The following is a 25,031-nucleotide window of genomic DNA, read 5'->3' as shown; positions in this document are numbered from 1 at the left end:
TAATATATTAGTACGTGAGGTATTAGATTTATATCTTTCTGGAATACGTAGTTATACGATTGCACAACAATTGAACGCTACTGGTAAGTTGATTGACAATAAAAAATGGGATAGTACTAAAATATGTCATTTATTGAGAAATAAACGATGTAAAGGTGAGTACACATCTAATAGAACTGAGCGGAATTTTGACGAATATGAAATAATCAAGTGCCTATGATACAGAGGTTAATTATACCATGATTTAATACGGTAGGTTTTTAGCTATGTTGTATAAAACAATTTAAATAATATTGTCATGAGTTTGACCCTGACTCCGTAGACAAATCTGGCCTATATTTGGATTGAACCCACCCCGGTAGACGGTCCTGCCCTATAGTCTGAGCATAGGGGGGCATATGGGCACACCACGATTTACACCTGAATTTAAGGAAGAAGCCGTCGGTCAGATAACGGAACGCGGTTATTCCGCTGCCGAAGTATCTGAGTGTTTGGGCGTTTCTTCACACAGCCTCACAAGTGGCTACGTGTTATCAAACTTGATAATAGCGAGCAGCATGCCCGGGATTCACTGGAAGCCAAAAGCGAGATCCTGAAACTACGGGCGCAGCTAAAACGTACCGCAGAAGAACGAGATATCCAGAAAAAGGCCGCGCGGTACCTTGCAAGGGAACCTGACTGAAGTACCGCTTTATCAATGAGCACCGCACTGTATGGGGTGTGATGACGATGTGTCGGGTACTCAATGCCGCCCAGGCCGAAACCGGTCTCAGCGCGTGATAAAGATAACCAGCGTCTGCTGACGCTCATCCGTGACTCATATTCACTGAGCGGAGGTGTATACGGTTACCGACGGATTCATGGCGACCTAAGCGAAATCGGGGAAACCTGCGGTAAAAACCGTGTTAGTGTATTATACAATTGAACCGGATTAAAGCCGTGCGCGGCTATAAATCTCCGCGTCGCATCGCTGGCAGACCTTCATTAGTTTCCCCTACATCGTATGCAGCGGCAGTTTACTGTTATCTGGGCCAATCAGGTCTGGGTCACCGACATTACTTATATTCGCACCTGACAGGTTTGGTTGTATTTGCCGGTAGTCATCAATCTCTTTGCCTGTAACGTCGTGGGCTGGTCGATGAAACCCACGCTCTCACGCGAACTGGCGCTGGATGCGCTGATGATAGCGGTCTGGCGACGAAAACCTGAGGGCGGGGTCATCGTACACTCAGACCAAGGCAGCCAGTACGGCAGTGACTATTGGCAGTGCTTCTGTCGGTCCAATAACTTGGCCCCGAGCATGAGCCGGCGTGGCAACTGCTGGGATAATGCGGTGGCCGAATCGTTCTTCAGTTCGCTGAAAAAAGAACGGATCAGAAAACATATATATAAAACTCGGGATCTGGCCCGTGCGGATATCTTCGATTACATTGAAGTGTTCTACAGCCGGGCCCGGCGTCACAGTCATCTCGGTGGCGCCAGTCCGGATGCCTTCGAAAAGGCCTCGCCGTGAGGACGGAAACTGTCTACCGGAACTGGGTCACTTCATGAAGAAAGCACAATAAAGCTAAAAAAGAGTTTTAAAAAAATTGGTCAATCAGTAACCTATTAGAGGTTATACATCTCGTTTAATATCCAGTTTTCCCATATACATTGGGACAGGTAATTTTTTACGGAGCCTTTATCAATGTCTGAGTTCATCCATCCCATTACGCAACTTGTGCATAGTACGGTACGTATTGAATGCACAGATTCACAAAACAGAATCTCATCAGGTTCCGGCTACATATTCATGTTTTGCGAGACAGAGGAAACGGCAATTCCTTGCGTAGTAACAAACAAACATGTTACCGAAGGTGCTATCCGTGGGGTTTTCCATTTAACATTAAAAAATGAAGACGGTACCCCAGCATTGGCGATGCATGAAGCTGTTGTTCTTGACGAATTGGAAAAATATTGCATCCCCCACCCGATAGCTGCAATCGATTTGGTCGCTTTTCCTATTGGGCCAATCTTAAATAACGCAAGCAAAGATGGCCGAGCTTACTACTTTGTACCCCTTGATAAACAGATTTTAGCGAGCAGGGAGCTTTTAGAGTCACTTCCCCCGATGGAGGAGATCGTAATGATTGGTTATCCGAACGGGCTATGGGATCAGCTTCACAATCTGCCAATCATCAGAAAGGGGATTACCGCCACTCATCCCAAGTTGAATCTGAATGGAAAACCTGAATTTCTCATCGATGCGGCTTGCTTTCCCGGCTCATCGGGCTCACCTGTATTCTTGGCGAATATTGGGAGTTTTGTTAGCCCGGATGGTGCATTGTGTGCCGGAACTCGAATTGCATTACTTGGCACATTGTATGCTGGCCCTCAGCACTCGACTAGCGGAGAAATCGTTGTTGTTGATGTCCCTACTGATACGAAACAGATATCAATCGGAAGTATCCCTAATAACCTTGGATATGTAATTCAGGCAAGTGAGCTTCTAGTCCTTGAAGCTGCCGTAAAGCAAGTTTTTCAGCCTGTTGCGAAGACATCGCGAAACGATCTTTGTCCCTGTGAGAGTGGAAAGAAGTTTAAAAGGTGTTGCGGTGCCCTTGGCTGATTCGCTTTTGGATGGGAGCAAAGCTATCTCTCTTGCTCCCTCTTTTTGAGGTGCTTATGATAAAAATAGCTCACAATTTTTGATGCCGTACATGGTCAACGTCATGGAGTAAGAACCTTCTCTGAAACCCAACACCGGCGCGTGCGGCCGGTGGTAAACCGCCGGTGGCGGTGAAATGAAAGCCAGCGACCAGCATGCCGAAAAATGGCGGGGAGTTCCACCGTCCAATGGTCTGAAAGCCGGGGAAAAGCTGAAAAAAAACGGCGTGCAATCAGTGCGGCGAATTTTGCAAATCTTAGTGCGCTATTCAGTCACCCTACATAAGAAGAAGATGAGCATGGAAAAATACCTGATTGAAGTTGCCGAAAATGCGACGGAAGAAATAGAAGCCCTGATCGAAGCAGGCTTGAATCAATACAACGATGAGGTGACCGGCACCAACGATCGTCGCCCACTGGCTGTGGTGGTGCGAGATCCGGCCAGCGGTGAAGTGTTGGGCGGCATCAGCGGACGCTCATCGTTGGGCATGCTGTTTGTGGATCTGTTTCATTTGCCAAAATCGCTGCGCGGATCGGGGTTGGGCAGCGAACTGCTGCGCCGTTTCGAGCTGGAGGGACGGCGCAGGGGCTGCGTTTCCGCCGTGCTGTACACCATCAGCTTTCAGGCGCCGAAGTTTTATGAACTGAACGGCTGGACGCGTTTTGGCGAGGTGCCCTGCCTGCCGGCGGGCACCAGCCGTGTTTTCATGATGAAGACGCTGTAGCTTAGCGGACCGTTACTCGTCTCTGACCTGTCGCAATTTATAACCCAGGTTCTTTTTCACCATCGGCCATTCGTGGTCGATGATGGAGAAAACCACCGTATCCCGATAGCTGCCATCCGCATTTTTCTGGTGATTCCGGAGGACTCCGTCTTGCTTGGCACCCAGTCGTGCGATAGCCGCTCTGGAAGCCTGGTTGTGCCAGTGAGTGCGAAACTCAACGGCAATCACCGCCAGAGAGTCAAACAGATAACTGAGCAGCAGTAGTTTGCACTCGGTGTTGACGGTGGTTTTTTGATGACTCTTGGCATACCAGGTATAGCCAATTTCAACGCGACGGTTTTGCGCATCGGCATGACAAACACGGGTGGTACCGATGATTTTTTGCGTGGCGTTGTGCACGACGACGAACGGCAACGCTCGTCCTGCGGCCTGTTCACTCAAGGCAAAGTCGATGTAATCTGAGACGGTATTTTCTGTGGGTACCGAGGTAAACCAAAGTTCCCAAAGGCGTCCGTCGGCGGCTGCCTGTACCAGGGGCTGCGCATGCTCTCTACGCAGTGGGAGCAGGCTGACGTTGTCGCTTTTCAACTCGGTTTCACCAAGCCAGCATAGGTCAGACATATTCTGCAACTTTCCTCGTTAAATTGACTGCTTAGCGGACATAGCCATTCAACTCCAGGCGTTCCAACGCCGCGCTGTCGGCATAGACCATGCCGGTAGTCAGCTCGCGGAAGCGGTATTTTTTGTAGAATGCCAGCTTGTCGGGAACCGAGTAGATAAACACTTTGCCGAGCGGCGCCAAATCCTGCATCACCCGATCCATCAGCTGTCGCCCCAGTCCCAGCCCCTGAAAGTCCGGATGGATTGCCACGTCGGCCAGATAGGCTACCGAGGTCATGTCGCTGATGGCGTGGGCGGTGGCCATCAATCGGCCGTCGCGGTAGCCCCAGTAGCAAAATTGGCTGTGCTGATAAACGCGTTGCAGCACCTGCGGGTCACGCTGGCCCAGCCCCGCGGCTTCCAGCAGCCTGGCCAATTGCGACCAGTCGACGCCATAGCTTTTTGGATCGGTGACAATCTCCATGTTTTCCTCCTAACCGATACGGTCCAGATCGGCAGCGTATTGACGGATGGCGCGTTGGTAGCTGCTGATGTCGCTATGCGAGGAGGTTTCCGCCAGCAATAGCAGCAGATCGGCCACCGCCTGTTTGGTTTCACCGAGGTTGTACAAAGTCATGGCGCGAAACAGGGTGATCTCTTTGGCTTCGGGAAATTCGGCCAGTCCCTGGTCGAAGGTGGCCAGCGATTGCTGATACAGGCCGAGCGCCCGGTAGGTACTGCCCAGCCCGAGCCAGGCTTCCTGTCGCTGAGGTGCCGGTAAATTGCGCGCCAGCGCCGCCAGGTAACAGGGGATTGCCTGTTGCTCAAATCCTTGCACGTCGTACAGACAGGCTAACTGATAGTGCAGCGCCGCGTCTTCCGGCCGTTGGCGGAGCTGCTGTTGCGCCAGTTCGGTGGCGTCTTGATAACGGCCCAGCTCTTTCAGTTGTTCGATGGTCAGCGTAGGGGACATGACATGGCCTCAGAGAAATGGGGGTTTTTTATACCATTGGCACGCTACTACGGAAGAATTCCTCATACAAGGGATATAGAGATTAGAAATAAATCGGCCCCGTTATCCGGGGCCGATTAATCCTGTAGGACGATCAGAACTCGTGCTTCAGCGTCACCATGAAGTTACGTGGTTCGCCATAGTTGCGGGTGCTGTAGAAATTCACCTGCGAGTAGTATTTCTGGTCGAAAACGTTGTTCAGGTTCAACTGCACCGAGGTTTGCGGCGTCAGCTTGTAACGCGCCATCGCATCGACCAGCACGTAGGACCCTTGCTCGGCTTTGCGCTCGACAAATTCGCCGTTGCTGGCACCCTGGACGTTGGCATAAACATTGCTCTGCCAGCGTGCGCCACCGCCCAGCGTCAGATCGCGCAGCGCGCCCGTCAACTGATAGGTGGTGAACAGATTGATGCGGGTGCGGGGCTGCTCGGTGTTGAGATTAACCTTATCCTTGTCCTTCAAGGTGAAATGGGTGATGCCCAACTGGGCATTCCAGCCCTGCGCCAGTTCACCGCTCAGCTCGAACTCCACCCCTTTGCTGGTTGCGCCCTGGCTCTCATGATAGGTCTGTTGCAGCCAGTTCAGGTCGCGGGTGTTTTCGTCCAGTACGCCCAGGTTGTCCTGAGTGATACGGAACGCCGACAGCGAAACGTTGAGACGCTCATCCAGCAGCGCGGCCTTGATGCCCACCTCTTTGTTGACCCCTTCGATCGGCGCCAGATAGTGGCCGCTGCTGTCGAGCAGGCTCTGATCCTTGAAGATATCGGTGTAGCTGGCATAGGCAGAAACCTGATCGGTCAGCTTATACACCGCCCCCAGGAACGGAGTCACTTTATTCGCGGTGGTGGTGGTGGTGTTTTTAAAGCTGTTGAAACGGGCGCCGAGCACCAGATCCAGCTGATCCGTCACCGAGAAGTCGGCGCTGCTGTAAATCCCGATTTGCCGCGTACGGAAATCCTGCTGCGGCATTTTGTCTGACCACACAGGTTCACCCAGGCCGCCGTTCCAATCCCTCAGGCTGCCGCTAAACAGCTGCGTAGTGCTGGCGCTGCGATAGGTGCTGTAGCTGTGCTGCCAGGCGGAGGAGCTGCCCACCACAAATTTGTGGGTGCGGCCCAACAGCGGAAAATCCCCGTTCAGCTTCAGGTCTACCGCGTGCTGATCCCGGTAGCCTTCATAGCGTCCGGCGTAAGGGGTTGAAGGTTTCACTGCCCAGGTGTCCGGGTCGATCAGCCCGCCGAGGCTCATCGCCATTTTGGCATCGAAGGCCTGACGGCTGTGGGTGTAGTTGGCTACGCCTTTCCAGTCGTTAGCGAACTGGTGTTCCAGCGTGGCGAACTGGGTGCTGAGGGTAGTATCCCAGCTTGACCAGTCAGAAGCCCCGCTGTAGTGGCGATCCCAGTTGATCTCGCTGCCGTCGCTGAACCAGCCGGTTGGCAGTGCGCCGCCCCAGGTGGAAGCTTTTGGCCGATTTTGCTGATAGTCAGCCCCCAGACGCAGCAGGGTGGCGCTGGTCAGATCGGCTTCCAGGGTGCCGTATACCGTCCCTTTGCGTTCCTGATGACGTTCCATGAAAGAGTGGCTGCGTTCACCGGAGGCGGCGACGCGCACCCTGACGGTACCTTCATCATTAAGCGGAGTACCGGCATCGATGGTGGTGCGGTAGTGGTCCCATGAACCGGCGGAAAGCTCGGTACGGGCAAAAGGAGAAAGGCTGGAGGCTTTCTTCCTGACCAGGTTGATCGCCGCGCCCGGGTTACCGACGCCGTTCAATAATCCTGCTGCCCCTCTGACGATCTCCACGTGATCGAGCGTGATCGAGTCAATCTCGGATTCCCCGCCAGAGAAGCCGGAGTCAAAGAAAGTGGGCACGCCATCGTATTGATAGTTATCAACGCTGAAGCCACGGTAGTTGAACGAAGAACGTTCGCTATCGTAGTTGCTTTCACTGACGCCGGTAGACCAGCGCAAGATTTCCTTCAGCGAGTTGGCGTTGAGATCGTCAATCAATTGGCGCGAGATCACCGAAACCGACTGCGGCGTATCCTTGATGCTCAACGGTAACCCGGTTGCCGTGGTCATCTGTTTGGTGGTGTAGGAGCCGGTATTCTCGGTGCTGCCGTCATCGCTGAAGGGGGAAGCGACCACCTCCAGGGTTTCTTCTTTTTGGCTGCGGGCGGTCTGCTCGGTGCTCGCCGCCTGAGCCATCATCACCGGGACGCACAGCAGCACGCCGCCGGAGAGGCGAATCATAAAACTAGCCATGGACGTGCCTCACAATCCGCCGAGATTAATTTTGATCAGGTAGTCCTGTTTTTTCTCCATCTCTTCCTTGGACTGCTTGATGCTGGCAAACAGCTGCTGGCCGTCGGAAGAAAGCGCCAGGCTGTTAGGCAGTGCCTGGGTGGTGATGCTGTTTTTCACCTGATAGCTGTTGCTGTCGACGATGCTGATGCGCTTGGCTTCACGGTGAGTGATGTAGATCTCGCTGCGTAGCGGGTTAAATAGCACCGCCAGAGAATTGATTACGTCAATCTGGTGCAGGATTTTCCCGCTGTTGACGTCCACAACCAGTACGTTTGGCAAGTCCGGATCGGTGATAAACGCACGACCGGTTTTGCTGTCCAGAGCGATATTGAGGAAGAAGTGTTTTTTGGTCGGTTCGACCACCACGCGTTTGAGGATCTTATGGCTGGTGGCGTCCAGCGTAATCAGCTCACCGCGACCGTTAACGCAGTAGATATGGCCGCGTTCGCTGTCCAGCGCAATGCCGGTAGGGTATTCACCCATGTTGCCCAGCGTGGCAATTTTTTCCCGCTTGGCGGTATCGATAACCCACAGCACGCCTTTCTGTGCCGTACCGGAAACATAAAGGCGCTGATTTTTCTTATCGAGTACCAGTTCGCGCGTAGGGACGAACTGATCTTCTTTCACGCTTTCGTTGAGTTGGATAGTGGCGAGTTCTTTACCGGTCTGGGTATCGATCACCGTGACCGAACCGTCGACGGTGTTGCCGATGTACAACAGATGGCGTTGCTCATCCAGGGCAGTGGCGAAGGCGCGGCGCTTAGTGACGATATTGGCGTCGGTGGCCAGCGTGGCCGGGTTGACCCTGAAGACGATACCGCCGTTTTTTTCTTTGGCGAAGGAAGGCGTAGAGGCGGCAAACAGGGTGTTGCTGGTGCCATCAAAAGCCAGTTCATACAGGCCATGCCCGACCGGTTTGGTTTGGAATTGACTCTCGGGAAGATCGGCGGCCAGCGTTGAACAAGACAGCAGCAGCACGGCAGACGCCAGGGCGCTGAGGGAGAAACCTTTGCCTGAAGTGGACAGGTGCATCTTCATATACATTCCTTTACATCAGTTTACGATTCGCCGATGCTAATGATATTGATTATTAATATCAATATCATTTAATTAATCATATGAAGATATGAGTGTTTGGCGTTGAAATATAATGATTTATTAAATATCCCTTATAAAATCATGTTATTGAATAACGATGTTTCCGGTATGTTTGAAATATGTAATGATTTTCATTTCGTTTTAATGTCGAGAAATATCCGCTATATTCGCCCGGCGATCGTTAAGAAGTGTAAATAAAAAATCATAACGACAGGTCGCTACGGCGACGCTTGCAGTGGCATTGAGTGCCGTGCTGCGTTTTGCGGCATCAGCCGTTTTGGAAAGGCTTTGTGGGCTACAACACCCACCGGAAACAGGCTTTATTTAGGAAAGGAAATGATCAATCAACCCTCCATGGGAAAGGGATCGCGCATCGCCACGGCGATAGCGCTGGCTTTGATGTGCGCGCCTCAGGCTTACGGGCAGGAAGGCGGGACAGAAAAAGACAAGGATGCCTTGCAAGAGGATCAGGTCGTGGTGACCGCCTCCGGGTTCAAGCAGAACAAAAAATATGCCCCCGCCAGTATCTCCGTCATCGATAAAAAGACCTTCGAAAAGCAGAACAGCCGGGATGTCGCCGAAGCGGTACAGGATGTCTCCGGGGTGTTCGTCAGCAACGGGGCCGGGAGCGAAGTGTCCGGCGATGTGATGATCCGCGGTATGGACTCGAGTTATACCTCGTTCATGGTCAACAGCATCAAACAAAATACCGGCGAGTCGCGCCCGTACGGTCAGAATATCGGTACCGAAGCCGGTTTTTTACCGCCGCTGGCGGCCATCGACCGCATTGAGGTGATCCGTGGCCCGATGTCATCGTTATACGGTTCCGACTCCATTGGCGGCGTGGTCAACGTGATCACCAAAAAGCCGTTTGGCGTACGGGAGTGGATTGGCTCGATAGCCGGCAACAGCTTCCTGCAACAGCATCAGGACTTCGGTAACACTCAGCAAGCGAACCTGTTTCTGATGGGACCTTTGGTACCCGACGTATTGGGCCTCAGCCTGTCGGCGGACTACCTCGATCGTCGTGAAGATGAAAAGCCTAACGCCTTCAGCAAGAACAACAAAAAGGCGCTCGACATGACGCTGGGCTTCGCGGCCAATGAAACTAACCTGTTCGATCTCAATCTGGCCAAAGGGGAGAAAAAACGCAGTCGTTCGACCAAAGGCGGCGGTATGCCATGGGGCTGGGATTTCGATCGCGATGCTCTGAGCCTGACCCATTCGGGCTGGTACGCGGATGACAGCATCGCCACCACCAGTTATTTCCAGTACGAAAAAGGCGAGTCGGTATATCGCTCTGTCAGCCTGGCGCCGCAGCATATCCAAACCGAAAATTACGTGCTGAACAGTCAGGCCAGGCTGAGCCTCGGCGAGCATAATCTGACCCTCGGTGCCAATTACAGCCGTGAAACGCTCAATGACGATTTCTACGCCGACAGTAAAAAAGCGCCGGGTGTCGATCCGGTAACCAAAATCTCGCGTGACGGCTGGGCGCTGTTTGCCGAAGGGCAGTGGAATATCGATGACTTCTCGCTGACCACCTCTGCGCGTATGGATCGGGACAACTACTTCGGCACCCACATCAGCCCGAAACTTTATGGCAACTGGATTTTAGACGAAGCCTGGGCGCTGAAGGGCGGGGTCTCTTCCGGCTATAAAAAACCGTCGCTGCGTGAAAACTCGGATCAATTCATTACGCCGCGTGGCAGCAACCCGCCTTATCCCTATCTGTCGGTGGGGAACAGCGAACTGAAGCCGGAAACCAGCGTGAATACCGAGCTGGGCCTGTACTGGAACAACAACCGCGATTTGTCTTTCGACGGCACGGTGTTCTATACCGACTTCAAGAACAAAATCGCCGAAGTTAACATTTGCGAGGCGAGTGAAAATCACCCTTGCGTGGTTAACGGTTATAACGCCGACACCATTGATAAGTATTTCAATATCGGCAAGGCCAATGTGTACGGCGTGGAGCTCAATGCCGAGTGGCAGGCGACCGACAGTTTGAACCTCAGCGCAAACTATACGTTTAACAAGAGTGAACAGAAAAACGGCGCCAACAAGGGCTTTGCGTTGAATGACTTCCCGAAACACATGGCCAATTTATCCGCCAAGTGGGCTGCGGCTTCGGCATTGGACGTCTGGTCCAAGGTCAATTATCGCAGCCGTAACGAGGATACCGGCGATCATACTCGATATAACGCTTATGCCTTGCTGGACGCCGGCGTGATTTATCGCCTGGATAAGCACACTCAGGTGATGGCCGGCGTGTATAACAGCCCCTAAACGCACCACCAATTGGGGCGCCTATCCGCAGTTGGAAGGTCGTCACTATAACCTTGGTCTGCGCGTCGATTTCTAGAGCTAACTGAGTCAAAGATCGGCCGCTGTGCCTTGGCGGCCGGTTTAGATCTTTTATCTATCCCATTTGCTGGATTGATATCGGAAGGGAATAGCCGCAGTTCTTGCTCGATAAGATAAGTACGAAAATGTGCACTATCCCCTGTTTTCGCGGGTGGTATCGTTCCCTAACCGCTTCACTTGCTCAAAAAACAGGCGTAGAATTCGCTTCGTCTATTAATTGAGGTTGTGAATTATTATGGTTGATCGTGAGTTGGGAAACTGGAAAGACTTCATCGATGAGATGTTAGGCAACTGACACTGCGGTAAAGTTGATAGCAAGGTTGGTTTATTTGTGGGTCATTGAAACACCTTGGGATCGAACCTCTGGTTCGAAATAAAGCAGCATCGGTCTCCCGACGCTGCTTTTTTATGCCCGTTATTTCCCGGCATCTTCCGTTTCGGCGGCCAGGGGTTGCTTGCCTGGGAACCGGCGGCGCACCAGCACGAAGAACAACGGCACGAAGAAGATTGCCAGCAGGGTGGCGGAAATCATCCCTCCCATCACCCCGGTGCCCACCGCGTGCTGGCTACCGGAGCCGGCGCCGCTGCTGATGGTCATCGGCAATACGCCGAAGATAAAGGCCAGGGAAGTCATCAGAATCGGCCGCAGACGCATGCGCGAGGCATCCAGCGTGGCGGACATCAAATCCTGCCCTTTTTGGTTCAACTCGTTGGCGAATTCGACGATCAGAATGGCGTTCTTCGCCGACAGCCCGATGATGGTCAGCATCCCCACCTGGAAGTAAACGTCATTCTCCAGCCCGCGCATCCAGGTGGCGGCAACGGCACCAATCAGACCGAGCGGCACCACCAGCATTACCGAGAACGGAATCGACCAGCTTTCATAAAGCGCCGCCAGACACAGGAACACCACCAACAGCGAGATAGCGTACAGCGCCGGCGCTTGTGAACCGGAAAGGCGTTCCTGATAGGACATGGCGGTCCACTCCAGGCCGAATCCGATCGGTAACTGGCTGACGATTTTCTCCATTTCCGCCATCGCGGTGCCGCTGCTGACGCCCTCAGCCGCTTCGCCGACAATCTCCAGCGCTGAGCTGCCGTTATAGCGTTCAAGGCGCGGTGAGCCGTATTCCCAATGCGAGGTGGCAAAGGCGGTGAACGGCACCATGCCGCCTGCGCTGTTACGTACATACCATTTGTCGATGTCGCCGGGCAGCATGCGGAACGGTGCGGCGGCCTGCACATAAACCTTCTTCACTCGACCACGATCGACGAAGTCGTTGACGTAGGTGGAACCCCAGGCGGTCGACAGGGTGTTGTTGATGTCATCGATAGAGACACCCAGCGCCTGCGCCTTGCGTTGGTCGATATCGATTTGCAACTGCGGGCTGTCATCCAGGCCATTGTGACGCACCCGGGTCAGCAGCGGATTGGCGTCCGCCAGTTTCAGCAGTTGATCGCGTGCCGCCATCAGTTTGTCGTGGCCCAGCCCGGCGTGGTCTTCCAGTTCCATATCGAAACCGGATGAGTTGCCCAGGCCGGTGATGGCCGGTGGGCTGCTGGCGATCACCCGAGCCTCGTTAATCTTATTAAACTCCTGAGTCGCGCGGTCGATGATATCGAAAGAGCTGTTGGCGCCGGAGGTTCGCAGATCCCAGTCTTTCAAACGAATAAACATGCGCGCCACGTTCTGTCCGTTACCGCCCGGCCCGGCACCGATGGTGGAGAACACCGACAGCACATCTTCTTTTTCTTGGGTCAGGAAGTAGTTTTCCACCTTTTCCACGACCTTGGTGGTTTGCTGCAGGGTCGATCCTGGCGGCAGCTGCACCTGAACGGTGAACACCCCACGGTCCTCCTGAGGCAGGAAGGAGGTCGGCAGCTTGATGAACAGCAGCGCCATCCCGCCGAGCAGCAACACGTAAATCAGCATATAACGCAGGCTGGAGTGGAGCACCCGCGCCACGCCACGCTCGTAGCGGTCGGCGTTACGGTTGAACATGCGGTTGAACCAGCCGAAGAAGCCGCGCTTGCCGTGATGGTGGCCTTTGGCAATGGGTTTGAGCAGGGTGGCGCACAGGGCAGGGGTCAGGATCATCGCCACCAGCACCGACAGCACCATGGCGGAAACGATGGTGATGGAGAACTGGCGGTAAATGGCGCCGGTAGTGCCGCCGAAGAACGCCATCGGGATAAACACTGCCGACAGCACCATGGCGATACCTACCAGCGCACTCTGGATTTGGCCCATGGATTTACGCGTAGCTTCCCGGGGTGGCAAGCCTTCTTCGCTCATCACGCGTTCGACGTTTTCCACCACCACGATGGCGTCATCCACCAGCAGCCCGATGGCCAGCACCATGGCGAACATGGTCAGGGTGTTGATACTGAATCCGCAGGCGGAAAGGATGGCAAAGGTGCCCATCAGCACCACCGGCACGGCGATGGTGGGGATCAGCGTGGCGCGGAAATTCTGCAGGAACAGGTACATCACCAGGAACACCAGGACAATGGCTTCCAGCAGGGTTTTCACCACGTCTTTTATTGAGGCCTTAACGAACGGGGTGGTTTCATAGGCGACTTTCGCCTCCAGCCCGTGCGGGAAATACTGCGACAGTTCGGCAATTTTGTCTTTCACCAACTGATCGGTTTGCAGCTCGTTGGCTCCGGATGCCAGCTTGATGTTCATGCCGGCGGCCTGCATGCCGTTATAGCGGCTGAGGTAGTCGTAGTTTTCGCCACCCAGTTCGATGGTGGAAACATCGCCCAGCGTCACCAGTGAGCCGTCCTGATTGACCCGCAGGGTGATTTGTTTGAATTGTTCCGGCGTTTGCAACTGCGACTGCGCGTTAATGGTGGCGTTGAGCGCCTGCTTGTCGACGGAAGGCGTGCCGCCGAGCTGACCGACCGCCACCTGCGCATTCTGCGATTGGATCGCGCTGACCACATCCTGGGTGGTGAGCTGGTAGCTGTTGAGCTTGTTGGGATCGAGCCAGATGCGCATGGCGTATTGCGAGCCATAAACGTCCATGCTGCCCACGCCGTTGATACGGCTGAGCGGATCCTGCAGGTTGGAAACGATGTAATCGGCAATGTCCTGCTTGTCCATGCTGCCGTCGGTGGAAACGAAGGCCACCATCATCAGCGTGGTATCGCCGGATTTCGACACCGTCACGCCCTGAGTCTGCACCGCCTGAGGCAGCCGCTTGATAGCCGCCTGCAGCTGGTTTTGCACCTGTTGCATCGCCTCGTTGGGATCGGTGCCGGCCTCAAAGCTCAGCGTCACCGTGGCCCGGCCGGTATTGGTGCTCTGCGACGACATATACATCATGTTGTCCAGACCGGTCATGTTCTGTTCGATGATTTGGGTGACGGTATTTTCCAGCGTTTGCGCCGAGGCGCCAGGGTAGTTGGCGCTGATGCGAACGTTCGGCGGCGCGAGGTTCGGGTACTGTTCCACCGGTAACGAAAAAATCGCCAAGGCGCCGGTCAGGCAAAGAATAATTGCCAGAACCCAGGCGAAAATCGGGCGATCAATAAAAAAATTGGCCATGCAGCGCGAACCTCGTTGTGACTTGTTCTATCTTTAAGACGCATCTGAATTGCGTTTATCAGCGGCTGGGAAGGATTCCGGCGCTTATGCACTTTACTCGGGAAGAGGGAGTAAAGCGTGGAGAAAAAAAGGAGATAATGTAAATAACGGTAGGAGAAACACGCAATATTGCCATCTTTGCCGTTAAAAACGTCATTAAGACAATTTTATTGCAATCAAGGACCTGACCGCTGGGGTTCCCGGAAAGTCATCAGGACTCACTTTAGAGCAGGAGCAAGGCATGGAAATTAACCCGGTATTTGCCCGTCGTCTTTATCTGTGCTGGTTAATCAGCCACAGCGAACGGCCAAACGTCCCGCGGCTGATGGAATTGACCGGCTGGCCGCGTCGCACCCTGCAAGACGTGTTGAAAGCCTTGCCGGGCTTGGGAGTGGCATTGCAGTTTGTTCAGCAGGGCGTGCGCAATAACGATGGTTTTTACCAGTTGGAAAGCTGGGGGCCGATCAACAAGAGCTGGGTTCACCAGCATCATCAGGCGCTGCTTGCCGCCATCGAATAAACCCTCCCCGGCATGCCGGGGAAGCGTTATTGACTCCGGTGTTCCAGATACATCACCGTCGCGGCCACGCGTGAACGAACGTCCAGTTTGCGCAGCATGTTGCGGATGTGCACCTTCACCGTCTCTTCAGAAATGTGCAGTTGCGCCGCCACCTGCTTGTTCGACAGGCCACGCGCCACTTCCTGCAATACGTCCAGTTCGCGTTCAGTCAGCTCGGCAAAGGGATTGTGTTGTTCGCTGCGGGATAACAGATAGTCCGCTACCGCATCGCTGATCACGTTTTGCCCTTCTGCGGCTGCGCGAATATGTTCCAACAGCTGTTCCGGTTCGCTGTCTTTCAGCAGGTAACCGTCGGCACCGGCGTCGATCAGCGCATAAACGTCGTTGCGCGAGTCTGATACCGTCAGCACGATGATCCGCGCATCGACGCCTTCATTGCGCAGCGCTTTCAGCGTGTCCAGACCGGACAAACCTTTCATATTCAAATCGAGCAGGATCACGTCCGGTGTCTGCTGCAACGCGAAAGTGATGGCTTCGTTGCCATTGCTGGCTTCGGCTACCACGTTGAACAGCGGATCCAGCCCCAGCAGTTGCTTGATGCCTCGGCGCATCAGCGGGTGGTCGTCGACGATCATCACTCGGTAATTCTTCATCACCATGAAATATGCTCCCTGTAGCGAGTAAAGCCACTCAAACGCGCTGTCCAGCACGCTTCACAGTGGGACTGACTCTTATAAAATAGTGGTAATTGGCGCCACGAACATCCTGAAATGACCTTCGGGCTTCGCTAAACCGTAACGAAGGGTGAACAGTCCTGGTTTTATGGCGGAAACGTCAGGCGGACTTCCGTGCCGTCTGGCTCTCCCCGCTGGATGCGCAGCGTTCCTCCCAGCCGCGCAGCGCGCTCGCTCATGATGGTCAGCCCGTAGTGACCTTCAGGTTCATTCAGGCTGGCAATGCCACAGCCATCGTCAGCGATGCTGATCCTGTTGTCACCCTCGGCCGTGACCTCACAACGAATCACGATCTCCCGCGCATCGGCATGTTTGATGGCGTTGAGCACCGCTTCACGCACAATTTGCAGCGCATGCACCTGCTGCTGAGCATTGAGCGCCTGGGAAGAAAGCCGACAGTGTAACTGAATCCGTGCGCCGGTAAGAACCTTTAATGGCGCCAACAATTGGTTCAGCGCAGTGTTCAAATCGGCCTCCTGAATATTCAGGCGGAAGGTGGTCAACAGCTCTCGCAGTTGGCGGTAAGCATCGGCCAGGGCCCGATCAAAATCGGCGATAATCTCTTGCGCATCGGGAGCACTGCCTGCCAGCGTGCGTTTGAGCAAGGTGAGCTGAATGCGTAAAAACGACAGGGCCTGTGCCAGAGAGTCGTGCAGCTCCCGGGCGATGGTGGCTCGTTCTTCCATCAGCAAGAACTGCATGTGCTGTTTCTGGGCGCGGTTAAAATAAACCCCACGACTCAGCATGTTGGCCACGCTCTGCATCAGGTGCGGGTGCGGCGGATGTTCCTGATATTGCCAGCTCAGTTCCCCCAGCGGTTTGTCGCCCTGGATGATGGTCAACGATTGCCAGTCCAGCGTCGACGAAGGCAGACCACTGTGCAACTGCCATTCGCTGAGGCTGTCTGCCACTTTTAAGCGGATGCAGTGCAAATCTTCACTTTGACGCACGATATGCAGGATTTTCTCGAAGGCCTGCTGATCTATCTGCCGCACGCTCAGCGCCTGCGAGCAGTTGTACAGCACCTCCAGCGTCTTGTTCGCCTGCTGCAGGCGCTGGGTTTTCACCTGCACTTTCTGCTCCAGCGACTGGTAGAGTTTGGCCAGGTCTCCGGACATGGCGGTAAAGGCCTGCGACAGCACGCCCAGCTCGTTCGGCAGTGCGGTATCCAGCGGGGGATGGTTAAAATCGCGCTGTTGCACACGCTGGCTGGCGTCCACCAGGTGCTTGAGCGGCGTCACCACCTGACGGCGCATAAAACGGATGCAAAACAGCACCAGGCCGATGATGGCGATATAGCCTACTACGCTGATGGTGGCGACGATGGTCAGTTTCAGCTCGGAATAACGCTGCAGCGCCAACACGAAATGGTCAATCTGGTTCACATAGCCGGCAATGTTGGCCTGATAATCTGCCGATTGGCCGGTCCGGATCTGCTGTGCCAGCGGTTGCCAGGCGTGCTGCAGCGACAGGTATTTCTCCTGCACGTCCGCGGGCACGTAAAAACGATCGAGCTTTTGCAATGCCGGGGCCTGCAGAGACTGCTGATACTGCAACAGGTGGTTTTCCAGCTCCGGGGCGGGGCGGGTGAGATCATAGGCCAGCCGGTAGCTCTGCATGCGCAGTGAACCGGCGATGTTGACCGCTTCGGCATCACGCAGGCTGTCCGCGACGGTGGTCAGCGCCAACCCGGTAGAGAGCACGGACAGAATCACAATGCAAAACAGCGCCTTGGCCAGGCTGCTGGTCACTGAACGTTTAACAAGCAATCCTCTATCCTTCTCTCACAGGCAATGGGCATTGCCGGGTTTCATTCGAAAGCAAAATTATAACTTTTGCAACTAAAATGCGCGGCATTGTGCGCCAGGTCGTTCACCGCAGCGGTAAGCAGCCTACGTTATATAATCAGCTAGATAGCGTTTGACGGCAGATCGGCGGCGAAAACCTCGCGGCCCCCATTAATAGATTGATCTGGCGCAAGCTACCCCCGTATTTACCCCTTTAGGGGGATTATATACCCCCCGCGCTCCCCTTATCTTACCCCCGTCTTTCTCAGGGGTTTATGCCTGTCAGCATGATGAAACCCACAGGGCGCAGCAGCAACAATAACAATACAAAAACAGGTTCTATTTACACGCGATGCCGTGTTTGCAATGTCAAGGATAACCAGCATGACCATATTGTCGCGACGCAAACTGCTCGGAGGACAATGGCGTCAGCCAACCGCTGCGATCCGCCCCCCGTGGTCGCGGCAACAATCCCTTTTTATTACCGATTGCACCCGCTGTCAGGCCTGCGTTCGCGCCTGTGAAACCGGGGTGCTCGTCAGCGGCAGCGGCGGTTTTCCCGAAATCGATTTCCAACGAGCGGAGTGCACGTTTTGCGGGCGTTGTGCGCAGGCCTGCGCGGAACCCGTGTTTCGTCCACTGACGGAAACCCCCTGGCGGCACCATGCGGTATTCGGTACTGCCTGCCTGGCGCAACGGGGCGTGGAGTGCCGCAGCTGTCAGGACAACTGCGAGCCCCAGGCGATCCGCTTTCGGCCCCGCTTAGGCGAAATGGCGCAGCCGATGCTGGATGCGGCAGCCTGCAACGGCTGTGGCGCCTGCGTCGCCGGTTGCCCGACCGGTGCCGTCACCTTAACCCAGAGCGAAAATAATAATGATGAATAGCGAATGGCATGTCAGCGGTCTGGTCGTGCAGGCGAGACCGGAAAGCTTTCCCCAACTCGTCACGGCCTTGCTGGCGATCGCTGACACGGAAATTCCGGCGCAGGATCAGCAGAACGGCAAGCTGGTGGTAGTGATGCAGGCGGCATGCTCGCAAGGGCTGCTGGAAAAAATTGAGTCGGTGCGCAATCTGGAAGGCGTGCTGGCGGTATCGCTGGTTTATCACCAGCAGGACACTCAAGGTGAGGTAACGCCATGAAACTCAGTCGTCGAGACTTCATGAAAGCTAATGCCGCGGTAGCCGCTGCGGCCGCCGCCGGGCTGACTATTCCCACGGTGGCACAGGCGGTGGCGGGCAGTGCTGACGCTATTAAATGGGACAAGGCTCCCTGCCGTTTCTGCGGCACCGGCTGCGGGGTGCTGGTCGGCACTCAGAATGGCCGTATCGTTGCCTCGCAGGGCGATCCGGACGCGGCGGTCAACCGTGGGTTGAGCTGCATCAAAGGCTATTTCCTGCCAAAAATCATGTACGGAAAAGACCGACTGACTCAGCCGCTGCTGCGCATGAAAGACGGCCAGTACCATAAGGAAGGCGAATTTACCCCGGTCAGTTGGCAACAGGCGTTCGACGTCATGGCCGACAAGTTCAAGCAGGCTTTGAAAGAGAAGGGCCCAGAGGCGGTCGGCATGTTTGGTTCCGGCCAGTGGACGGTGTGGGAAGGCTACGCCGCTGCCAAGCTGCTCAAGGCCGGTCTGCGTTCCAATAACCTGGATCCGAACGCACGCCACTGCATGGCGTCGGCGGTGGTGGGCTTTATGCGCACTTTCGGCATGGACGAACCTATGGGGTGCTATGACGATATCGAGCAGGCGGACGCCTTCGTGCTGTGGGGCTCCAACATGGCCGAGATGCACCCGATCCTGTGGTCGCGCATTACCGATCGTCGCCTGAGCAACGAGCACGTCAATGTCTCGGTGTTGTCCACCTTCGAGCACCGCAGCTTCGAGCTGGCGGACAACGGCATGGTGTTCACGCCGCAGACCGATTTGGCGATCATGAACTACATCGCCAACTACATCATTCAAAACAACGCGGTGGATCAGGACTTCCTGAATCGGCACGTCAACTTCCGCCGTGGCGCGACGGATATCGGCTACGGCTTGCGTCCGACCCACCCGCTGGAAAAAAAGGCGAAAAATCCGGGTTCAGATGCCTCCGAGCCGATGAGTTTCGAAGAGTACAAAGCCTTCGTGGCGGAATACACGCTGGAAAAAACGGCCCAAATGAGCGGCGTGCCGGAAGACCAGCTGGAAGCGCTGGCGAAGCTGTATGCCGACCCGAACATCAAGGTGGTGTCGTACTGGACCATGGGCTTCAACCAGCATACGCGCGGCGTGTGGGCCAATAACCTGTGCTACAACCTGCATTTGCTGACCGGCAAGATCTCCAAACCCGGCTGCGGGCCGTTCTCCCTGACTGGCCAGCCTTCTGCGTGCGGCACCGCGCGTGAGGTCGGGACTTTCTCTCACCGTCTGCCGGCTGACATGGTGGTCACCAACGAGAAGCACCGCCAAATCGCCGAACAGAAATGGCTACTGCCGGCCGGCACCATCCCGGCGAAAGTCGGTTTGCATGCGGTGGCTCAAGACCGTGCGCTGAAAGACTGCAAGCTGAACGCTTACTGGGTGATGTGTAACAACAACATGCAGGCCGGGCCGAACATCAATGAAGAAAGGATGCCGGGCTGGCGCGATCCGCGCAACTTTGTGGTGGTGTCCGATCCCTATCCGACCGTCAGCGCGTTGGCCGCCGATCTGATCCTGCCGACCGCCATGTGGGTGGAGAAAGAGGGCGCCTATGGTAATGCGGAGCGTCGTACTCAGTTCTGGCGCCAGCAGGTGAAAGCGCCGGGCGAGGCGAAATCCGATCTGTGGCAACTGGTGGAGTTCTCCAAACGCTTCAAGGTTGAGGAAGTGTGGCCGGCCGATCTGCTGGCGCAAAAGCCGGAGTATCGCGGTAAAACGCTGTACGACGTGCTGTTCGCCAACGGCCAGGTCAATAAGTATCCACTGTCGGAAATCCCGGCGGATCAGCTCAACGATGAAGCGCGGGAAGTCGGTTTCTATCTGCAGAAAGGCCTGTTTGAGGAATATGCCGGTTTCGGGCGTGGTCACGGTCACGATTTGGCGCCGTTCGACAGCTACCACCAGGCGCGTGGTCTGCGTTGGCCGGTGGTGGACGGCAAAGAAACGCTGTGGCGCTACCGCGAAGGAACGGATCCGTACGTGAAAGCGGGCGAAGCGGTGCGTTTCTACGGTAAACCTGACGGCAAGGCGGTGATCTTTGCGCTGCCGTTTGAACCGGCGGCGGAAAGTCCGGACGGCGAATACGATCTTTGGCTTTCCACTGGCCGGGTGCTGGAACATTGGCACACCGGCACCATGACCCGACGGGTACCGGAACTGCATCGCGCCTTCCCGCAGGCGGTGCTGTTCATCCATCCGCTCGATGCAAAAAGCCGTGGCCTGCGACGTGGCGACAAGGTCAAGGTGCTGTCGCGTCGTGGTGAAGTGATCAGCTCTGTCGAAACCCGCGGCCGTAACCGCCCGCCAAGAGGGCTGGTGTACATGCCGTTCTTCGATGCGGCACAGTTGGTGAACAACCTGACGCTGGACGCCACCGATCCGCTTTCTAAAGAAGTCGACTTCAAGAAATGTGCCGTGAAGTTGCAGAAGGTGTGAGGCTGACCAATGGCCAATGAAGACCCCATTTTATTACCCGGGAGCCAAATAAAAATGAAAAGCCCTGTTATGAAAAAGACGCTTGCCCTGTGGGTGACCTTATTGTCGCTGGCGTTCGCCGGTCTGGCGTTTGCCGCGGGTGATGTTGATCTCAGCAAGTCCCCGGAAGTGTCCGCCTCGGTCGGCGGGCCGATTTCGATGCCGAAACAGCAAGAACGTATGGCGCTGAACTACGTCAATCAGCCGCCGATGATCCCGCACAGCGTTGACGGTTACCAGATCAGCAAGAACACCAACCGTTGCCTGCAGTGCCACGGGGTGGAGCACTACCGCACCACCGGCGCACCTCGCATCAGCCCGACGCACTTTATGGATCGGGACGGCAAGGTGCTGAGCGATGTCGCGCCTCGTCGCTACTTCTGCCTGCAGTGCCACGTACCGCAAACCGACGCGGCGCCGATTGTCGGCAATGATTTCCAGCCCATGCCGGGCTTTGGGCGCTAAGCGGGGGAACTATGAGCGAACGCAAACACACCACGACTGAGAAAAAGCCCGGCCTGCTGTTGCGGTTATGGCGCTGGTGGCGCAGGCCGAGCCGCCTGGCGTTGGGCACGCTGCTGCTGCTGGGCTTTGGCGCCGGGATTATCTTCTGGGGCGGTTTCAATACCGGCATGGAGGCGGCAAATACCGAACAGTTCTGTATCGGCTGCCATGAAATGCGTGAAAACGTCTACGAGGAGTACATGGGCACGGTTCATTACAACAACCGCAGCGGCGTGCGTGCGACCTGTCCTGATTGCCATGTGCCTCATGAATGGGCGCCGAAAATGCTGCGCAAGATAAAGGCCAGCAAGGAGCTGTACGCCAAGGCGTTCGGCCTGATCGACACGCCGCAGAAGTTTGACCAGCATCGGCTGGCGATGGCGAGCAACGAATGGGCGCGAATGAAGGCCAACGATTCGCAGGAGTGCCGTAACTGTCACAACTTCGAATATATGGACTTCACCGCACAGAAAACCGTGGCGGCGAAGATGCACGACAAGGCGGTAACGGAAGGCAAGACCTGTATCGATTGCCACAAGGGGATTGCGCACAAGCTGCCGGACATGCGCGACGTTCCTAACGGGTTCTAAACCCTTTGCGGCCAAAAGCCCTGTTGCTCTCCATGAGTCACGGGGCTTTTTGTTGCAAATCCATTGCCCCTTTGGCGTTTAATCGCGGTATCATTTTTGCGTTTCAGCTAACGGAAAAGAAGAAGGGTTCATGTCGGCGAAAATTGAGAATGTGAAGAAAGAGCTGCTTTCGGATAACTGGTATGTCCTGCACAAATATACTTTTGATCTGAAGCGTAAGGATGGCGGCTCCGTTCAGCAGATGCGCGAAGTCTACGATCGTGGCAATGGCGCAACCATTTTGCTGTACAACCGTGCCAAAGGGACCGTGGTGCTGACCAATCAGTTCCGCATGCCGACCTACGTGAATGGCAACGACACCGGTATGCTGTTAGAGGCTTGTGCCGGCTTGTTGGATGCCGATTCTCCAGAGCAATGCGCGCGTCGCGAAGCGGTGGAAGAAACCGGTTTTCAGGTCGGTGACGTGAAGAAGATTTTCGAAGCCTATATGTCGCCGGGCGGCGTGACCGAGATCGTCCATTTCTTTATTGCCGAGTACCATGACGACGAGCGCAATGCGGCCGGCGGCGGTATCGAAGACGAAGATATTGAGGTGGTAGAACTGCCCTTTACCGAAGCGGTGGCGATGATTGCCGACGGCCGTATTAAAGACGGCAAGACCATCATGCTGCTGCAGTACCTGCAAATTCATCGGATTATGGGCTGATGCCGATGGATCATCTCGCCGGCGAACGGCGAGGTGATCCCAGGTTCGCTAGCCATGCTTGTGGGCGTTAGGCGGGCCCGTCGGGATTTTTTGTGGCATCGTCGGCATGTACAAGGAATGACAGAGCCGCTTATTGTTTAATTGCTTGCTTCTCCTCAACTCACCTGGCGTGGTCTTTAGCTGTTTCTTGAATATTCGGGTAAAAACCTGCTGAGAGTCAAAGCCATAGTCTAGTGCGATATCCATGATTTTTCTGTCGGTGAATCTCAGTGCGATCGCCGCCTCGGTGACTCGTCGCATTCTGATATATTGGGCAATGGTCAGTCCGGCATGCAATTTGAAAAGCCGCTGAATGTGAAATCGACTGTAGCCGGATTTCTTGGCAATCGTCTCTATATCCAGCTCTGCGCCCAAATTGCTTTCTATCCATTTAAGCATGTCATTAATAAAAATCTGCATATTAATTGCCATGGAAAACTCCTTTTATTGCATCGGCTTTTTGGGGGGGCATGCTTTGTTACGTGGGTGAAAGGCCTCTGATTTATAAAAAGAACGCTGGCAGCGTGTGGGATGGGCTCCTGATATCATTCCGGCTGACAGGAAAAGATGCCGTCAAACAGGAGATCGATTTCATTAGGGGTTAACAGGGATGAAATATCGGCGCCGCTGACATACCAGTAGGACAGGGAGTGAAAACTGTTTTCTTTGAACAGGGTGTCCAACGTGCTGGTAGCGATGGTGATCGGGACGTAAACCAGGTTGTTCTTTATCATGGCGTGCAGCTTATGTTGCCCTAAAATCAAACCCAGTTTGAATGCATAGTGAATGATGGCATCCGAATGGGCGCAGAGCAGGCGCTGCAGGTTAATCACCATAATGTCGTGCGAGATGACCTTCACGATAACGGCGTTTTTCGTCTCTTCATCCCAGATTAAAATGTCTCCGTCCGCCAGCGCGCTGTTGGGGGGCATAAACACGGCCAGCCTCAGCCCATCATGGGTGGATTGTTGATGACATTCCTTTTCCAACTGCGCCGCGTCCAGAATAAGGTAGTCTGGCGTGGTTCCGCGGATCTTGTCTTGCCACTCTTTGTTCTGATTTATGTTTCCAAGTGTTTCACTGATAATAATCATGACGCCTCCCTCATGTTGGATGTAAATATCCCTATGTCATTTCTCGGGTGATTCTAAATGCGGAAGGAAACGTTTTTGTCTTATGCTTTTTTATTTTATTCCTTTGCATTTTTAAAATAGGAATGAAAATTACACGCTATGATCGTATCGTTCAATCTATTAATTTTTACCTTTTGATCGGTCAAATCTATCGGCTCTATCGATCGAAAAATAACTATCAATAGTTATTAGCTATTAAGTTTTCTTTAATTTATTTTTAACTTATTGATTATAAGTCATGTTTTAATTTTGTTGCTTAAATGTGTGCGAATTATCCTAAGGAGCACAGACTCATTGGTTATATGAGATGTTTGCCAATATTCCGTTTTGCAATAAAAATAATAGCATTAAAAATCAATAAATCTCTCTGAAACTGATTTCCTAATAAACTATCGCGGAGGTTATTTTGTTTTAATTATGCCGTTGTGATGGGGTTGACGCCGTTTAAAATAAAACAAAGGTATAAGCTACCCGATTGTAGTTAACTCAATCGAGGGTGGTGGAATATAGAAATTAAAGCGAACAGCGGCCCAAATGAAAAAGCCCGGCAAGGGTGCCGGGCTGGAGTAATGCGTCGCGAGATGCCTTATTTCAGCAGTGCCTGCGCCTTGGCCACCACGTTATCCACGGTGAAGCCGAACTCTTTGAACAGCTGCTCCGCCGGTGCCGACTCACCAAAGGTGGTCATGCCCACGATAGCCCCGTTCAGCCCCACGTACTTGTACCAGTAGTCCGCGATACCCGCTTCCACCGCCACACGGGCCGTCACCGCCGCCGGCAGCACGGATTCACGGTAAGCCGCGTCCTGCTTGTCGAAGGCGTCGGTAGACGGCATCGACACCACGCGCACCTGGGTGCCCGCCGCGCTCAGCTTGTCTGCCGCTTCCACGGTGATACCCACTTCCGAACCGGTGGCAATCAGGATGACGTCCGGCGTACCGGCACAGTCCTTCAGCACGTAGCCGCCGCGGTAAACGTTGGCCAGCTGCTCCGCGGTACGCGGCTGC

The 25,031-nt window shown here is 54.5% G+C and carries 22 protein-coding genes and 2 pseudogenes; 13 read left to right on the top strand and 11 right to left on the bottom strand.

The window, feature by feature from the left end; all coding sequences use genetic code 11:
* From H5P17_RS24765 to H5P17_RS24750, 4 genes and pseudogenes are all read left to right on the top strand, one after another.
* Positions 1 to 220: recombinase family protein (locus H5P17_RS24765; protein WP_182825688.1), on the top strand; the 220-nt coding region annotated here is incomplete at its 5' end.
* A 178-nt stretch (positions 221 to 398) separates the two neighbouring features.
* Positions 399 to 1,513, top strand: a pseudogene (locus H5P17_RS24760) (IS3 family transposase).
* A gap of 174 nt (positions 1,514 to 1,687) precedes the next feature.
* Positions 1,688 to 2,608, top strand: a complete 921-nt coding sequence (locus tag H5P17_RS24755; RefSeq protein ID WP_182825687.1) for an SEC-C metal-binding domain-containing protein — start codon at positions 1,688 to 1,690, stop codon at positions 2,606 to 2,608.
* A 337-nt stretch (positions 2,609 to 2,945) separates the two neighbouring features.
* Positions 2,946 to 3,371 carry a GNAT family N-acetyltransferase gene (locus tag H5P17_RS24750; protein ID WP_041415576.1) on the top strand — a complete coding sequence of 142 codons (426 nt, stop codon included), beginning with the start codon at positions 2,946 to 2,948 and terminating at the stop codon, positions 3,369 to 3,371.
* Positions 3,372 to 3,383: 12 nt separating this feature from the next.
* Here H5P17_RS24750 and H5P17_RS24745 read toward each other — a convergent pair whose 3' ends face one another.
* From H5P17_RS24745 to H5P17_RS24725, 5 genes are all read right to left on the bottom strand, one after another.
* The gene (locus H5P17_RS24745; protein ID WP_020828043.1) at positions 3,384 to 3,992 is read right to left on the bottom strand and encodes a GNAT family N-acetyltransferase; all 609 of its coding nucleotides are present in this window, start codon (positions 3,990 to 3,992) and stop codon (positions 3,384 to 3,386) included.
* A 31-nt stretch (positions 3,993 to 4,023) separates the two neighbouring features.
* A complete protein-coding gene (locus H5P17_RS24740) occupies positions 4,024 to 4,455 on the bottom strand; it encodes a GNAT family N-acetyltransferase (RefSeq protein WP_182825686.1) in 432 nt (143 codons plus the stop codon).
* Between the two features lie 9 nt (positions 4,456 to 4,464).
* Complete coding sequence (locus H5P17_RS24735; RefSeq protein ID WP_182825685.1) at positions 4,465 to 4,944, bottom strand: tetratricopeptide repeat protein; 480 nt, start codon at positions 4,942 to 4,944, stop codon at positions 4,465 to 4,467.
* Positions 4,945 to 5,077: 133 nt separating this feature from the next.
* A complete protein-coding gene (locus tag H5P17_RS24730) occupies positions 5,078 to 7,249 on the bottom strand; it encodes a TonB-dependent siderophore receptor (RefSeq protein ID WP_044554673.1) in 2,172 nt (723 codons plus the stop codon).
* Positions 7,250 to 7,258: 9 nt separating this feature from the next.
* Complete coding sequence (locus tag H5P17_RS24725; protein WP_182825684.1) at positions 7,259 to 8,329, bottom strand: YncE family protein; 1,071 nt, start codon at positions 8,327 to 8,329, stop codon at positions 7,259 to 7,261.
* 396 nt (positions 8,330 to 8,725) lie between these two features.
* Between H5P17_RS24725 and H5P17_RS24720 the strand changes: the two are divergent.
* Positions 8,726 to 10,754: pseudogene (locus H5P17_RS24720) on the top strand (TonB-dependent receptor domain-containing protein).
* A gap of 237 nt (positions 10,755 to 10,991) precedes the next feature.
* Positions 10,992 to 11,051 carry a protein YpfM gene (gene ypfM, locus H5P17_RS24715; RefSeq protein ID WP_100396732.1) on the top strand — a complete coding sequence of 20 codons (60 nt, stop codon included), beginning with the start codon at positions 10,992 to 10,994 and terminating at the stop codon, positions 11,049 to 11,051.
* Positions 11,052 to 11,171: 120 nt separating this feature from the next.
* On the opposite strand, the gene acrD is transcribed toward ypfM, so the two are convergent.
* Positions 11,172 to 14,309, bottom strand: a complete 3,138-nt coding sequence (gene acrD / locus H5P17_RS24710) for a multidrug efflux RND transporter permease AcrD (RefSeq protein ID WP_182825683.1) — start codon at positions 14,307 to 14,309, stop codon at positions 11,172 to 11,174.
* A gap of 280 nt (positions 14,310 to 14,589) precedes the next feature.
* Here acrD and H5P17_RS24705 point away from each other — a divergent pair, with 280 nt between their 5' ends.
* Complete coding sequence (locus H5P17_RS24705; RefSeq protein WP_020828036.1) at positions 14,590 to 14,868, top strand: helix-turn-helix domain-containing protein; 279 nt, start codon at positions 14,590 to 14,592, stop codon at positions 14,866 to 14,868.
* Between the two features lie 26 nt (positions 14,869 to 14,894).
* Here the strand turns inward: H5P17_RS24705 and narL are convergent, their stop codons facing one another.
* Both narL and narQ read right to left on the bottom strand, forming a co-directional pair.
* On the bottom strand, positions 14,895 to 15,527 hold the full coding sequence (gene narL / locus H5P17_RS24700) for a two-component system response regulator NarL (protein WP_044554677.1): 633 nt from the start codon (positions 15,525 to 15,527) through the stop codon (positions 14,895 to 14,897).
* Positions 15,528 to 15,688: 161 nt separating this feature from the next.
* The gene (narQ, locus tag H5P17_RS24695; RefSeq protein WP_182825682.1) at positions 15,689 to 17,371 is read right to left on the bottom strand and encodes a nitrate/nitrite two-component system sensor histidine kinase NarQ; all 1,683 of its coding nucleotides are present in this window, start codon (positions 17,369 to 17,371) and stop codon (positions 15,689 to 15,691) included.
* A 402-nt stretch (positions 17,372 to 17,773) separates the two neighbouring features.
* On the opposite strand from narQ, the gene napF reads away from it, so the two are divergent.
* From napF to nudK, 6 genes are all read left to right on the top strand, one after another.
* Positions 17,774 to 18,274: a ferredoxin-type protein NapF gene (napF, locus tag H5P17_RS24690; RefSeq protein ID WP_182825681.1), complete on the top strand. Its 501-nt coding sequence runs from the start codon at positions 17,774 to 17,776 to the stop codon at positions 18,272 to 18,274.
* Positions 18,264 to 18,530: a chaperone NapD gene (gene napD, locus H5P17_RS24685; RefSeq protein ID WP_044554680.1), complete on the top strand. Its 267-nt coding sequence runs from the start codon at positions 18,264 to 18,266 to the stop codon at positions 18,528 to 18,530. Before napF ends, napD begins: the two co-directional genes overlap by 11 nt.
* Positions 18,527 to 21,013, top strand: a complete 2,487-nt coding sequence (gene napA / locus H5P17_RS24680) for a nitrate reductase catalytic subunit NapA (RefSeq protein WP_182825680.1) — start codon at positions 18,527 to 18,529, stop codon at positions 21,011 to 21,013. The genes napD and napA overlap by 4 nt, the downstream gene beginning before the upstream one ends.
* 54 nt (positions 21,014 to 21,067) lie before the next feature.
* Complete coding sequence (gene napB / locus H5P17_RS24675) at positions 21,068 to 21,517, top strand: nitrate reductase cytochrome c-type subunit (RefSeq protein WP_041414810.1); 450 nt, start codon at positions 21,068 to 21,070, stop codon at positions 21,515 to 21,517.
* Positions 21,518 to 21,528: 11 nt separating this feature from the next.
* A complete protein-coding gene (gene napC, locus H5P17_RS24670) occupies positions 21,529 to 22,146 on the top strand; it encodes a cytochrome c-type protein NapC (protein WP_020828029.1) in 618 nt (205 codons plus the stop codon).
* 130 nt (positions 22,147 to 22,276) lie between these two features.
* Positions 22,277 to 22,852, top strand: a complete 576-nt coding sequence (gene nudK, locus H5P17_RS24665; protein WP_182825679.1) for a GDP-mannose pyrophosphatase NudK — start codon at positions 22,277 to 22,279, stop codon at positions 22,850 to 22,852.
* A 48-nt stretch (positions 22,853 to 22,900) separates the two neighbouring features.
* On the opposite strand, the gene H5P17_RS24660 is transcribed toward nudK, so the two are convergent.
* From H5P17_RS24660 to H5P17_RS24650, 3 genes are all read right to left on the bottom strand, one after another.
* Positions 22,901 to 23,323, bottom strand: coding sequence for a helix-turn-helix domain-containing protein (locus tag H5P17_RS24660; protein ID WP_044554683.1), 423 nt, complete (start codon positions 23,321 to 23,323; stop codon positions 22,901 to 22,903).
* Positions 23,324 to 23,436: 113 nt separating this feature from the next.
* The gene (ureE, locus tag H5P17_RS24655; protein ID WP_182825678.1) at positions 23,437 to 23,985 is read right to left on the bottom strand and encodes an urease accessory protein UreE; all 549 of its coding nucleotides are present in this window, start codon (positions 23,983 to 23,985) and stop codon (positions 23,437 to 23,439) included.
* Positions 23,986 to 24,610: 625 nt separating this feature from the next.
* Positions 24,611 to 25,031: transketolase C-terminal domain-containing protein (locus tag H5P17_RS24650; RefSeq protein WP_304621585.1), on the bottom strand; the 421-nt coding region annotated here is incomplete at its 5' end.

Source organism: Serratia sp. OS31 (assembly GCF_014164835.1).
GTDB classification, from domain to species: Bacteria; Pseudomonadota; Gammaproteobacteria; order Enterobacterales; family Enterobacteriaceae; genus Serratia; species Serratia liquefaciens_A.
Note: the sequence above shows the minus strand (reverse complement) of the source record. Positions and strands in the feature narration are given on the sequence as shown.

What these genes read in the sequence shown, in the direction of transcription:
- H5P17_RS24745 (WP_020828043.1), bottom strand. Translation starts at nt 3,992, where the DNA reads ATGTCTGACCTATGCTGGCTTGGTGAAACCGAGTTGAAAAGCGACAAC.
- narL (WP_044554677.1), bottom strand. Translation starts at nt 15,527, where the DNA reads ATGGTGATGAAGAATTACCGAGTGATGATCGTCGACGACCACCCGCTG.
- H5P17_RS24725 (WP_182825684.1), bottom strand. Translation starts at nt 8,329, where the DNA reads ATGAAGATGCACCTGTCCACTTCAGGCAAAGGTTTCTCCCTCAGCGCC.
- napD (WP_044554680.1), top strand. Translation starts at nt 18,264, where the DNA reads ATGATGAATAGCGAATGGCATGTCAGCGGTCTGGTCGTGCAGGCGAGA.
- H5P17_RS24730 (WP_044554673.1), bottom strand. Translation starts at nt 7,249, where the DNA reads ATGGCTAGTTTTATGATTCGCCTCTCCGGCGGCGTGCTGCTGTGCGTC.
- H5P17_RS24755 (WP_182825687.1), top strand. Translation starts at nt 1,688, where the DNA reads ATGTCTGAGTTCATCCATCCCATTACGCAACTTGTGCATAGTACGGTA.
- napC (WP_020828029.1), top strand. Translation starts at nt 21,529, where the DNA reads ATGAGCGAACGCAAACACACCACGACTGAGAAAAAGCCCGGCCTGCTG.
- H5P17_RS24735 (WP_182825685.1), bottom strand. Translation starts at nt 4,944, where the DNA reads ATGTCCCCTACGCTGACCATCGAACAACTGAAAGAGCTGGGCCGTTAT.
- acrD (WP_182825683.1), bottom strand. Translation starts at nt 14,309, where the DNA reads ATGGCCAATTTTTTTATTGATCGCCCGATTTTCGCCTGGGTTCTGGCA.
- napF (WP_182825681.1), top strand. Translation starts at nt 17,774, where the DNA reads ATGACCATATTGTCGCGACGCAAACTGCTCGGAGGACAATGGCGTCAG.
- H5P17_RS24740 (WP_182825686.1), bottom strand. Translation starts at nt 4,455, where the DNA reads ATGGAGATTGTCACCGATCCAAAAAGCTATGGCGTCGACTGGTCGCAA.
- ureE (WP_182825678.1), bottom strand. Translation starts at nt 23,985, where the DNA reads ATGATTATTATCAGTGAAACACTTGGAAACATAAATCAGAACAAAGAG.
- H5P17_RS24705 (WP_020828036.1), top strand. Translation starts at nt 14,590, where the DNA reads ATGGAAATTAACCCGGTATTTGCCCGTCGTCTTTATCTGTGCTGGTTA.
- H5P17_RS24660 (WP_044554683.1), bottom strand. Translation starts at nt 23,323, where the DNA reads ATGGCAATTAATATGCAGATTTTTATTAATGACATGCTTAAATGGATA.
- nudK (WP_182825679.1), top strand. Translation starts at nt 22,277, where the DNA reads ATGTCGGCGAAAATTGAGAATGTGAAGAAAGAGCTGCTTTCGGATAAC.
- napA (WP_182825680.1), top strand. Translation starts at nt 18,527, where the DNA reads ATGAAACTCAGTCGTCGAGACTTCATGAAAGCTAATGCCGCGGTAGCC.
- H5P17_RS24750 (WP_041415576.1), top strand. Translation starts at nt 2,946, where the DNA reads ATGGAAAAATACCTGATTGAAGTTGCCGAAAATGCGACGGAAGAAATA.
- napB (WP_041414810.1), top strand. Translation starts at nt 21,068, where the DNA reads ATGAAAAGCCCTGTTATGAAAAAGACGCTTGCCCTGTGGGTGACCTTA.